11 protein-coding genes are annotated in these 10,937 nt (G+C 70.1%); 7 read left to right on the forward strand and 4 right to left on the reverse strand.

Features of this window, described 5'->3' with window-relative positions; genetic code table 11:
• Nucleotides 1-20: 20 nt before the first annotated feature.
• A complete protein-coding gene (locus tag ACZ7M2_RS25880) occupies nucleotides 21-449 on the reverse strand; it encodes a DUF7144 family membrane protein (RefSeq protein WP_352045507.1) in 429 nt (142 codons plus the stop codon).
• A 274-nt stretch (nucleotides 450-723) separates the two neighbouring features.
• Here ACZ7M2_RS25880 and ACZ7M2_RS25885 point away from each other — a divergent pair, with 274 nt between their 5' ends.
• Nucleotides 724-1,008, forward strand: a complete 285-nt coding sequence (locus tag ACZ7M2_RS25885; RefSeq protein WP_391392274.1) for an SHOCT domain-containing protein — start codon at nucleotides 724-726, stop codon at nucleotides 1,006-1,008.
• 9 nt (nucleotides 1,009-1,017) lie between these two features.
• The gene (locus tag ACZ7M2_RS25890) at nucleotides 1,018-1,809 is read left to right on the forward strand and encodes a DUF427 domain-containing protein (RefSeq protein WP_471597265.1); all 792 of its coding nucleotides are present in this window, start codon (nucleotides 1,018-1,020) and stop codon (nucleotides 1,807-1,809) included.
• 114 nt (nucleotides 1,810-1,923) lie between these two features.
• Here the strand turns inward: ACZ7M2_RS25890 and ACZ7M2_RS25895 are convergent, their stop codons facing one another.
• The 3 genes from ACZ7M2_RS25895 to ACZ7M2_RS25905 form a co-directional block, all read right to left on the reverse strand.
• Nucleotides 1,924-3,012, reverse strand: a complete 1,089-nt coding sequence (locus tag ACZ7M2_RS25895) for an ABC transporter substrate-binding protein (RefSeq protein ID WP_471597266.1) — start codon at nucleotides 3,010-3,012, stop codon at nucleotides 1,924-1,926.
• Between the two features lie 88 nt (nucleotides 3,013-3,100).
• Entirely contained in the window at nucleotides 3,101-3,979 is an 879-nt protein-coding gene (locus ACZ7M2_RS25900) for an ABC transporter permease (RefSeq protein ID WP_471597267.1), read from the reverse strand.
• The gene (locus ACZ7M2_RS25905) at nucleotides 3,976-4,836 is read right to left on the reverse strand and encodes an ABC transporter ATP-binding protein (RefSeq protein ID WP_075025582.1); all 861 of its coding nucleotides are present in this window, start codon (nucleotides 4,834-4,836) and stop codon (nucleotides 3,976-3,978) included. The genes ACZ7M2_RS25900 and ACZ7M2_RS25905 overlap by 4 nt, the downstream gene beginning before the upstream one ends.
• A 236-nt stretch (nucleotides 4,837-5,072) precedes the next feature.
• Between ACZ7M2_RS25905 and ACZ7M2_RS25910 the strand changes: the two genes are divergently transcribed.
• The 5 genes from ACZ7M2_RS25910 to ACZ7M2_RS25930 all read left to right on the forward strand — a co-directional run bounded on the left by ACZ7M2_RS25910 (nucleotide 5,073) and on the right by ACZ7M2_RS25930 (nucleotide 10,888).
• Nucleotides 5,073-6,764 carry an ATP-binding protein gene (locus ACZ7M2_RS25910; protein WP_471597268.1) on the forward strand — a complete coding sequence of 564 codons (1,692 nt, stop codon included), beginning with the start codon at nucleotides 5,073-5,075 and terminating at the stop codon, nucleotides 6,762-6,764.
• The gene (locus tag ACZ7M2_RS25915) at nucleotides 6,761-7,450 is read left to right on the forward strand and encodes a response regulator (protein ID WP_075025584.1); all 690 of its coding nucleotides are present in this window, start codon (nucleotides 6,761-6,763) and stop codon (nucleotides 7,448-7,450) included. Before ACZ7M2_RS25910 ends, ACZ7M2_RS25915 begins: the two co-directional genes overlap by 4 nt.
• An 85-nt stretch (nucleotides 7,451-7,535) precedes the next feature.
• Nucleotides 7,536-7,952: a hypothetical protein gene (locus tag ACZ7M2_RS25920; protein ID WP_471597269.1), complete on the forward strand. Its 417-nt coding sequence runs from the start codon at nucleotides 7,536-7,538 to the stop codon at nucleotides 7,950-7,952.
• Nucleotides 7,953-8,054: 102 nt separating this feature from the next.
• Nucleotides 8,055-8,885: an alpha/beta fold hydrolase gene (locus ACZ7M2_RS25925; RefSeq protein ID WP_471597270.1), complete on the forward strand. Its 831-nt coding sequence runs from the start codon at nucleotides 8,055-8,057 to the stop codon at nucleotides 8,883-8,885.
• Between the two features lie 278 nt (nucleotides 8,886-9,163).
• On the forward strand, nucleotides 9,164-10,888 hold the full coding sequence (locus tag ACZ7M2_RS25930) for a fatty acyl-AMP ligase (RefSeq protein ID WP_471597271.1): 1,725 nt from the start codon (nucleotides 9,164-9,166) through the stop codon (nucleotides 10,886-10,888).
• Nucleotides 10,889-10,937: the final 49 nt, after the last annotated feature.

Here is a 10,937-nt window from a genome sequence, read left to right on the forward strand (position 1 = left end):
ACCCGGGACGGCGCGCTCGGCTACTCGGTGCGGGGCTGCCGGCTGATTCCGACGCACAGCGCCCAGATGACGAAGGCGTCGACGGCGATCAGCACGATGGCCCAGACGGGGTAGTACGGCAGCCACATGAAGTTGGCGATCATCGACAGGCCCGCCAGGACGACTCCGACCACGCGTGCCCACATCGCTCCGGTGAACAGGGCGGCGCCCGCGAGAACGACCAGGACACCGAGGGAGAGGTGGATCCAGCCCCAACTCGTCAGATTGAAGTTGTACGCGTAGTTGCGGGTGACGACGAAGACGTCGTCCTCGGCGATGGCGGAGATTCCTTCGAATATCGCCATCACTCCACCGAAGATCATCATGACTGCGGCGAAGGCGGTCCAGCTGGACGCCCACGCTCCGCCGCTCCCGGTCTCGTGTCGCTGGTGCGTTCCAGTCGTGGCCATATCGAGCTCCTCCCACGTAGACCTCACCACTGACCTGTGACCGGTCGGTGGTCCACATTTCAGCTTGCCATGAGAGTCACCGACCGGCAGAACGGCGGAATTCCCGTGGGGTGGCGCCGATGCCGATGTGCGGGGGAATCCGTGCGGTGCTCCAATGGAGATGTCCCATGCGCCGAGAATTGCCCGCCGAGAATTGCCCGTCGGTCAGGGAGTGTGGATATTTCGCAGGCCGCCTTCCGGATTCGCGGGCCGCTTTTCCAGAAAGGAAACCGCCGTGCCAGGTCTCCTTCGCGGGGTCGCCCGCACAGCCGTGGTGGCCGGTACCGCGACCGCCGTGTCGAACCGTGTGTCACGCCGTCAGCAGGGGCGATGGGCCCAGCAGGAGTACCAGGAGGCCCCGCCGCAACCCGCGCCCGCCGCGCCGCCCCCGCCGCCCGCCCCGTCGGCCGACGACATGAGCGGCAGGATCGATCAGCTGAAGCAACTCGGGGAACTCAAGGCCCAGGGCGTCCTGACCGAGGCCGAGTTCGAGGAGCAGAAGCGCCGGATCCTTGGGTAGTGAGGTGCCATGAACCTCACCACTCCGCAAGACCTGCGGTGGGAGCCCAGCGGGCGCTGGGTGCGCGGGTGCAAGGGCGATGTCACGGTCGTCGACAGCCGGCACCCGGTCCTCGTCTGGGAGCCCGAAGTGCCCGTTCCGCTGTACGCGTTCCCACGCGAGGAGGTCCGCGAGGACCTGCTCCGCCCGGCGAAGAACCCGCCGACCGGCACCCACAGCGGATCGCGGGTCTTCTACGACCTCGAAGTCGACGGCGAACTGCTGGAGAACGCGGCCTGGACGTTCCCCGCCGACGACCTCGCCGGCCACATCGCCTTCGAGTGGTTCAGCCGCAGCGGCCGGGGGCTCGACCACTGGTACGAGGAGGACGAGGAGATCTTCATCCACCCCCGCGATCCGCACAAGCGGGTGGACGCCCTCCCGAGCAGCCGTCACGTCCGGGTCGAGATCGAGGGCACGGTCGTCGCGGACACCCGCCGTCCGGTGCTGCTCTTCGAGACCGGCCTGCTCACGCGGTACTACATCCCGCGTGAGGACGTCCGCCTCGACCTGTTCGTCCCCAGCGACCTCAGCACGGGGTGCCCCTACAAGGGCACCGCCGCGTACTGGTCGTGGCGGGGTGGCGGCGGCGACCCCGCGAACCTCGTCTGGAGCTACCCGGAGCCACTGCCCGCGGTGGGCGCCGTCAAAGACCTCCTCGCCTTCTACAACGAAGCGGTCGACATCACCGTGGACGGGGAGCGACTGGAGCGCCCCGTCACCCCGTTCACCTCGACACTCCCGGCGCGACCGGCGCCGTGACGGCGGCGTGGGCTGTCAGCCGGCCTTGTCGACGAAGTCGTGGGTGGGGCTCGTGCCGACGGCTGGGGCCGCCCGGGTGGCAGACACCTGGGCGGCCCCGTGATCGGCGAGGGCTCAGCCGTTCGGTCCTGCCGGGGTCGTGGTGGTCTTGAAGCCCTCGGTCTTGTTGGCCTGGAGGGCGAAGTCGTTGGTGAACGTCTTGCCGAGGTCCACCGACCCCTTCACGTTGCCGACCAACTGCTCTGTCGCCAGAGAGGTCTTCGGACCGCCGGCCGGCATGATGCCGTCCGGGAGGAACTGACCCTTGTCCTCGGTCAGGGCCGAGATGTAATCGGCCTTGGTCACCAACTGGTTCGACACGAACGACGCCGGCAGCTTGTTCGCGATGTCGGCCGCGCTGTGCGTGTTGATCCAGTGCATGGTGGCGACGAGCGCGTCGACGACCTTCTGCGTCGCGTCCTTGTGCGAGTTCACCCAGTCGGTGCGCGCGATCACACTGGCCGCGGGATAGGCACCGCCCATCGCCTGCGTGGCGCCGGCCGTGGTGGCCAGGTCGATCGCGGAGGCACCGACACCCTTCTTCTGGATCGCGGCGACCGTCGGCTGCGTCGTCATGACGCAGTCGACCTTGCCGTTCTGCAGCGCGGCGATGGCCGTGGATCCCGCGCCGACCCCGATCCGGTGGTACTGGCTGGTCTTGACGCCCTTCTTGGCGGCCAGGAACTGGGTGAGGGTGTCGGTGCCCGAACCCAGGTCGGTGACGCCGAGGGTCTTGCCCTTCAGGTCGGCGCCCGAGGTGACGCCCGACTTCTTGGTGCACATCTCGCGCTCGCCCGGGGCGCCGGAGAGCTGGACGACGTCCTCGACCGCCTTCCCCTTCGCCTGGAACTCGATCGTGTGGTTGTACCAGGCGCCCGCCATGTCCACCTGCCCCGAGGCCATGGCTTCCTCGGCACCGACACCGCCGTCCTGCTCGGTGCTCAGCTGGACGTTGACGCCGTACTTCTTGTAGAAGCCGAGCTGCTGGGCGAGTTGGTACGGCAGGTAGATCTGCTTGTCGAGGCCGCCGGCCATGAGCTTGACGGTCGGTGTGGAGCCCGAACCGCCGCTCGTGGCCGACGAGTTGCCGGAACAGGCGCTGACCGCGCCGAGGGCGAGAACGGTGAGCAGAGACGCGGCGACGGCGACGGGTCGTCTGGACATGGCTGACCACATTCCTTTGCTGAGGGTTCGAAGACGAAGCTGAGGGTTCTGAGATGAAGGAGGATGAAAGAGGGGGAAGTCCGGGGCGTCAGAGGGAGTTCGCCTCGGTCGGCGCCGGCGGGCGCCACGACAGCAGCCGGCGCTCCAGCTTGCTGATCAGCCACTCGGCGCCGAGCACGATGACCGAGATGACGAGCATCGTCGCGAACACGCCGTTGGGGTCGAACTGGTTCTGCGCGGTCTTGATGACCAGGCCGAGCCCGCTCTGCGCGCCGAGCACCTCGCCGACCAGCGCGCCGACGATGGCGAAGCCGAAGGCGCTGTGCAGGCTGGCGATGATCCAGGTGAGCGCGGAGGGCACGGTGACGTGCCGGATGATCTGCGTCTGCGAGGCGCCGAGCACCTTGGCGTTGGCGAGGATGTTGCGGTCGACCTCACGGACGCCCTGGAAGGCGTTGAAGAAGACGATGAAGAACACCAGCACCGCGGCGAGCAGGATCTTCGGCAGCACACCGATGCCGAACGCGACGATGAAGATCGAGCCGAGCACGATACGCGGGATCGCGTTGACCACCTTGATGTAGGGGCCGAGCACATCGGCGAGGAACCGGCTCCGGCCGAGTGCGACGCCGAAGATCACGCCGGCGACGGCCCCGAGGGCGAAGCCGGCGAGCGCCTCTTGGATCGTTGTCCAGATGTTCGAGTAGAAGGACCCGAACTCGGTGCCGTGCTGGAAGAGGTCGACCAGCCGCTTGGCGATGCCCGACGGCTGCCCGAAGAAGAACGGGTCGACGATCCCCCAGGTGGTGAACGCCTGCCAGCCGCCGACGACGAAGGCCGCGAGGCCGATACGGCCCGCCCACACCAGCGCGGTGCGCCGCCGGGCGGCCCGCTTCGCGGTGGCCGCGGCCGCGGACGGTGCGCCGTCCTTGACCAGCGCGGCGGAAACTGCGGACGTCGTGCTCATGCCGTACCTCCTGCGGTGCGTGCGTAGGCGCGCTCCACCTCCTCGCGCAGCGTTTCCCAGATCTGGTGCTGAAGTTCGATGAAGCGGGGCTGGAAGCGGATCTCCTGGACCGCGCCGCGCGGGCGGGGCAGGTCGATGTCGAAGACCGCCTTGACCGATCCGGGGCTGGACGTCATGACGACGACCCGGTCGGCGAGCGCCACGGCCTCGTCGAGGTCGTGGGTGATGAAGATGACCGACGGACGGATCTGCTCCCACAGGCCCAGCAGCTCGGTTGACATGATCGCCTTGGTCTGCACGTCCAGGGCGCCGAACGGCTCGTCCATGATCAGGATCTTCGGTTCGTTGATCAGAGCCGCGGCCATCGCCACGCGCTTGCGCATACCGCCGGAGAGCTGGTGCGGGTAGCGGTCCTCGAACCCGGACAGGCCCACCCGCCGCAGCCAGTCGCGCGCCGAGACCTGGGCCTTCTGCTTGGGGACGCCGCGGAAGACCGGGCCCATCAGCACATTGCCGAGGACGGTCTTCCAGGGCAGCAGCGCGTCGGTCTGGAACATGAAGCTGACGCCGTCGGTGACACCGTCCACCTCACGGCCGCCGACCTTGACCGAGCCCTCGCTGGGCCGGTCGAGCCCGGAGACCATGCTCAGGGTCGTCGACTTGCCGCAGCCCGTCGGGCCCACCACCGCGCAGAACTGGCCAGGCTCCACGGTGAACGAAACGTCCTGCAGCGCCGTGAACACCTCACCCGCGGGAGTCAGAAATCGTTTGGTGAGCCCTGAAATCTCGACTCGCGCGCTGTCCTGGCCGCTTTTGTCGGCGACCGTGCTCAACGCGGCATCGTTTCGCGAAGCCATCTGAGGCCGTCTCCTTCCCTAACCTCGGGGTCGAGGAAGGCAGACGCTAGAGGCCGCCCCGTAGTACGTCGCTGTTTCAGACGTATCTCGCGTTAGTTGTGTTAACCGGGGTTCTGCACGTTCTGCTCAGTGGGCCGGGGGTGGGCAGGATGTCCCTGGTGGGGCACAATCACGCCACCACGGGTTACGGCGAAGGGGCCGGGCCCGGCAGCAAGACAAGGGCGAAGGCACCTGTGATGCCCATCCGAATCCGGATCGGCCGCGCCTGGAAGGGGAGGCTCTCCGCGCGGATTCTGGCCAGCCAACTGGCCATCCTGGCCCTCTCCGGAGCCATCGGTTTCGTACTGTTCGCGTTCGCTCAGCGGGCCGAGATCGACCGCTCCTACGAGCAGCGGGCGCTGGCCATCGCCCAGACCACGGCCGCCGAGCCGCAGATCCGGCAGGCCATGGAGTACGGCGGTGGCGGCGACATCGTGCAGACCGTCGCCGAACGGATCCGAATAGCGTCCGGGGCGTCGTACGTGGTCGTGATCGACCTGCACGGCATCCGCCACTCGCACCCCACTCCGGCACTGATCGGTGAGCCGGTGGGCGAGCCGATCGCGGTGCTGGACGGCCTTACTCACGTCGGCTCCGACCAGGGCGCGACCGGGCGGTCCGCCAACGGCAAGGCTCCGCTGTACGGGCCCACGGGCACGCTGGTCGGCGAGGTGTCGGCCGGCATCCCGGAACGCGACGTACTCGGCGAGCTCTGGCGGGAGCTGCCCACCTTCGGCCTGTACGCCACGATCGCCACCGCGCTCGGTTCGGTGGCCGCGTTCCTGCTGGCCAGACGCCTGAAGCGGACGACGTTCGGGCTGGAGCTGGAGGAGATCGCCGGGCTGCTGCAGGACCGGGAGGCGATGCTGCACGGCATCCGGGAGGGCGTGGTCGCCTTCGACCCCGAGGGCCGGGTCACCGTCATCAACGACGAGGCGCGCCATCTGCTCGGTCTGGGCATGGCACTGGGCGGCCGGCTGGACGAGGTCCTGCCCGAGGGGCGGCTGCGCCGAGCGCTGGACGGCAGCCTCAGCGGGACGGACATCACGGTCCTCACCGACGACCACTGCCTGGCCGTCAACCGGATGCCGGTGACGCTGCACGGCCGGGCGCTGGGCGCGGTGGTCACCGTGCGCGACCGCACCGAACTGGTCGGACTGCTCAGGGAACTGGACTCGGTGCGCGGGCTGACGGACGCGCTGCGGGCCCAGCAGCACGAGTTCACCAACCGGATGCACACCCTGGCCGGGCTGCTGGACGTGGGGGAGTACGAGTCCGCGTACGAGTACGCCGTCGAGCTGGCCGGGGCCGACCAGGAGCTGACCGAGTCGGTGCGCGAGCACATCGGCAACGCCCTGATGGTCGGTCTGATCGTGGCCAAGACGACGGTCGCCGCCGAGCGTGGCGTACGGATCGTGCTGGGTGAGGACTCCGCGCTCGGCGAGCAGCCGCCGCATCTGCACCGGCTGCTGACCATCGTCGGCAACCTGCTGGAGAACGCCCTCGACGCCGCGGTCGGCGGACCGGCCCCGGCGGGCGGCCGGGAGGTACGGCTCACGGTCGTCGAGGCCACCACGGAGGTGCTGGTGCGGGTGGCCGACACCGGACCGGGCATCCCGCCGGGCGCGGCCGAGTCCATCTTCGAGGACGGCTGGTCGACCCGGCCGGACCGTGGCACCGCCCGGCGCGGCCTCGGACTGGCCCTGGTCCACCGGCTGGTCCAGCGGCACGGCGGCACCATCACGGTCAGCGAGGGGCCCGGGGCGGTCTTCACCGTGACGCTGCCCCTGCCGGACGCCGCGCCCGCGCCGCGGGGCGCACTGTTCACGACGGCCCTGCCGGTACCGGCGGGCGCCCTGGCCGCGGCCGATGGAGGGGAGCGCTGGTGATACGGACCCTGGTGGTGGACGACGACTTCCGGGTGAACGGACTCCACTGCACATACGTGGCCCGCGTCGAGGGCTTCGAGGTCGTCGGCCAGGTGGCGAACGTGGCCGAGGCGCTGGACGCCGTCCGTACGCTCCACCCGGAACTGCTGCTCCTCGACATCTTCCTCCCCGACGGCAGCGGCCTCGACGTGCTGCGACAGCTGACCGGCGACGCGGGTGGCGCCCGCCCCGACGCCATCGTGATCACGGCCGACCGGGACATCACTTCCGTACGGACCGCGATGAAGCTCGGAGCCGTCGGATACCTCGTCAAGCCCTTCGGCGCCGACGCCCTGGCCGAGCGGCTCGCCGCCTACCGCGCGCTCCAGCACCGGGTGGACGTCCTGGGCCCGGAGGCGGAGACCGACCAGGCCGACGTGGACGCCCTGTTCAGCGTCGTCCGCCCCACCGCCCTGCCCGCCGTCCCGGCCAAGGGCCACTCCGCGCCGACCCTCGCCCTGCTCCACGAGACGGTCCGCGCCGCCCGCCGGGACGTGTCGGCGGCCGAGGCGGCGGAACTCACCGGCGTCTCCCGCGCCACGGCCCAGCGCTACCTGTCCTACCTCGTCCGGGAGGGCATGGTCCGACTGGAACTGCGTTACGGCGCGACCGGCCGCCCCGAACACCGCTACCGCACCGTGTCCTGACGTCGCGGCCGGTGCTTGCGGCGCACACTGAAGGCATGCTCACGGCGGGCCGCTCCCGCTCGCCCTCCCCTCACAGGAGTCACGCATGCCCCTGCTGCGTACAGGCGACCTGGACCTTTACCAGCAAGTCGTCGGGGAGGGCGACCCGCTCGTCCTCGTCCACGGTGCGTGGAGCGACCACACGTCGTGGCAGCCCGCGATCGTGGCCGAGGATCCGGACGCCCTGAGGCAACTGCGCCCGACGCGAGCCTCGATGGACGCCGTCCTCGCCCATCTCGGCAAGGGCGAGTACCGGCAGGGCGCACGGCAGTTCGTGGAGGAGGTGGCCATGGGACCCGGCACCTGGGACCGGCTGCCCGCCGCCGTGCGCGAGACGTTCCTGCACAACGCGCCCACCTGGCTGGACGAACAGTGGCACGCAGAGCCCGGTGTGGTGGGCGACGATCCTCGACCGGCCGGCCGCGGCCCCGCCGCCCTCACGCGCTTCGTTCGGACGTCCTGAGACGCGGGCCCCGTCACTCGTCGGTACTGTCGGAAGTGATCGCCGCTCGCTCTCGGCTCCTGGTCCACCGACCGGGCGGCGGAGCGAAGGAGGCAGGGTGTCGTGACCGTGATCTCCCTGAAGTCCGCCCAGGTGCGGGAAGGACTCACGCTGCCCTACGCCGAGGCCGGCTACCCCGGTGGCACACCGGTCGTCTTCGTGCACGGGCTCGGCGACTCCTGGTGGGCCTTCGAGCCCCTCCTCAGACGCCTTCCGGCCGCCCTGCGCGGTTATGCGCCCACCCAGCGCGGCCATGGCGACGCCGACCGCCCGTCCGGGGGCTACACACCCGAGGACTACGCCGCCGACCTCGTCGCCTTCCTGGACGCCGTCGACATCGACCGCGCGGTGCTCGTCGCGTCCTCGAGCGGCGGCGTGCCCGCCCGGATGGTCGCGGGCAGTCATCCCGACCGGATCTCGGGGCTGGTGCTGATCGGCGTACCCGGCACGCTCGAGGACAAGCCGGCGGTGACCCGGATGCGGGAGGCCGTAGAAGGGCTCTCGGACCCCGTCCCCCGGGAGTTCGTCGAGGAGTTCGTCTCCGGCGCGGTGGACCGGCCCGTCGCCAGGGGCCTCGTCGAGACGATGATCGACGAAAACCTCAAGGTCCCCGCGTACGTCTGGCAGGAGACCCTGCGCGGACTGCTCGACACCGATCTGCGCGCGACCCTCGCGGGCATCCTGGTGCCCACCCTCGTCATCTGGGGTGACCAGGACGACCTGCTGTCCCGCGGCGACCAGCGGACCATCCTGGACGCCATCCACGGTTCACGCCTGATCGCCTACGAGGGCGTCGGGCACGACGTCCACTGGGAGCAGCCCGACCGCGTGGTCGCCGACCTCGCCGCCTTCGCCGCACACATCGAACACCCCGGGGCTCCCGACACGTCATGAAGGCGTGGGGGACGGCAGTTTGGCCAGTTACCTATTGAATACCCGGGGTTACATCCACGGGGCCGACAAGTCTTGCTATCGTGTTACTCGTTAGTAGCAAGCCGAGCGGGGGGCACGAGGGACCGGCGTATGCATCGCCGCCGTTCCTCGGGCGGGTTGGTCGCGAGGGACTGTCCGGCAAGGGGGCCGGGCGGCCGGTGACACCTGTGCGTACGCACCCCGCGGCCTTCGAACTCCACTTTTCTCGCTCACTCATTCGAACAGGTGAGACTCCTCATATGGCTCGTTCCCTGGTCGACTTACTGACCACGCACGCCTCGCAACAGCCGGAGCGGACGGCATACCGCTACCTCGTCACGGGCGACTGCGACGGAGAGATCCAGGACATCTCGTACGGACGTCTGGCCCGTCGGTCCCGAGCCGTCGCCGCCTGGCTGCAGGAACGCGGCCTGGCCGGATCGCGCGCTCTGCTGCTGTACCCGCCCGGCCTGGAGTTCATCTGCGGCTACCTGGGCTGTCTTTCGGCCGGGGTCGTCGCCGTGCCGGGCGTTCCCCCGCAGGGGCGGTCGCAGAACCACCGTGCCCTGACCCGCATGAAGCGCCTCATCGCCGACGCGGACGCCAAGGTGATCCTGGGCGGCCGTGAGGTGCTCGCCACCCTGGCCGCCCAGGCGGAACACCTGCCCGAACTGGACGGGCTCACCTGCGTCGCCACCGAGGACATACCCGACGAGGCGGCCGACTCCTGGCGCGAACCCGACCTCACCGCCGACTCGGTCGCCTTCCTCCAGTACACCTCCGGCTCCACCTCCGCCCCGCGCGGCGTCATGGTGACGCACGGGAACCTGCTGGACAACCAGCGGGCCGTCACCGAGCGGATGGGCCACACCCCGGACACGCTCGCGGAGTACGAGCACGAACTGTTCGTCAGCTGGCTGCCGGTGTACCACGACATGGGCCTCATCGGCCCGGTCCTGAACACCGTCCACCTCGGCGCCACCGCCACGCTCTTCTCGCCCCTGCACTTCCTCCAGCGGCCCGCGCGTTGGCTGACCGCCCTCAGCCGCTACCGCCCGCACACCAGCGGCGGCCCCAACTTCGCCTACGAGCTGTGCCTCAAGCACGCCACCCCCGAACTCCTCGACGGACTCGACCTCGGCCGGTGGAAGGTCGCCTTCAACGGCGCCGAACCGGTACGGGCCGCCACCCTGCGGCGCTTCACCGAGGCCTTCGCCCCGGCCGGCTTCCGACGCGAGGCCCTCTATCCGTGCTACGGCCTCGCCGAAGCCACGCTCATCGTCACCGGTGGCTCGGTCGACACCCCGCCCACCCTCGCCCCGGCCTCCGGGTCAGGGCCGCACGTGGGCGCGGCCGACGCGGCCGCCGTCGGCTCCGGGCGGCCGGTCCCCGGTACGACCGTGGTGATCGCCGACCCCGAACGGCGGGAGGAGTTGCCCGAGGGGGAGGTCGGCGAGATCTGGGTGAGCGGCGCGGGCGTCGCCAAGGGCTACTGGCGCAACGCCCTCGCCACCCGCGAGACCTTCCGGGCCACGCTGAAGGACCGTCCGGACCGTTTCCTGCGGACCGGCGACCTCGGATTCCTGCGCGAGGGCGAGCTGTTCGTCACCGGCCGCCTCAAAGACCTGATGGTCATCGACGGACGCAACCACTACCCGCAGGACCTGGAGCTGTCCGCCGAGATGTCCCACGGGGCGCTCCGGCCGGGCTGCACCGCCGCGTTCTCCGTGGACGGCGGTGTCGAGGGCGAGCAGCCCGTCATCGTCGCCGAGACGGCTTTGGACGCGGCGGCCGACTCCGAGCGGATCACCGAAGTGATCCGCAGCGCGATCGGCGAGGCCCACGGCCTCGCGGTGCGTGACGTCGTGCTGGTCCACCCCGGCACCATCCCCAAGACGTCCAGCGGGAAGATCCAGCGCCACGCCTCCCGGGCGGCCTACCTCGCCGACGCCCTCGCGGTGGTCGGCGCGCCCGCCGCGACATGAGGTAGACGAGGTCACCCCCCGTCGGCGCGGACACCCGCGCCGACGGGGC

This window comes from Streptomyces sp. NPDC111507 (assembly GCF_055638955.1).

Coding starts and splice junctions, on each gene's coding strand:
- ACZ7M2_RS25880 (WP_352045507.1), bottom strand. CDS start 449: ATGGCCACGACTGGAACGCACCAGCGACACGAGACCGGGAGCGGCGGA.
- ACZ7M2_RS25890 (WP_471597265.1), top strand. CDS start 1,018: ATGAACCTCACCACTCCGCAAGACCTGCGGTGGGAGCCCAGCGGGCGC.
- ACZ7M2_RS25895 (WP_471597266.1), bottom strand. CDS start 3,012: ATGTCCAGACGACCCGTCGCCGTCGCCGCGTCTCTGCTCACCGTTCTC.
- ACZ7M2_RS25900 (WP_471597267.1), bottom strand. CDS start 3,979: ATGAGCACGACGTCCGCAGTTTCCGCCGCGCTGGTCAAGGACGGCGCA.
- ACZ7M2_RS25905 (WP_075025582.1), bottom strand. CDS start 4,836: ATGGCTTCGCGAAACGATGCCGCGTTGAGCACGGTCGCCGACAAAAGC.
- ACZ7M2_RS25910 (WP_471597268.1), top strand. CDS start 5,073: ATGCCCATCCGAATCCGGATCGGCCGCGCCTGGAAGGGGAGGCTCTCC.
- ACZ7M2_RS25920 (WP_471597269.1), top strand. CDS start 7,536: ATGCCCCTGCTGCGTACAGGCGACCTGGACCTTTACCAGCAAGTCGTC.
- ACZ7M2_RS25930 (WP_471597271.1), top strand. CDS start 9,164: ATGGCTCGTTCCCTGGTCGACTTACTGACCACGCACGCCTCGCAACAG.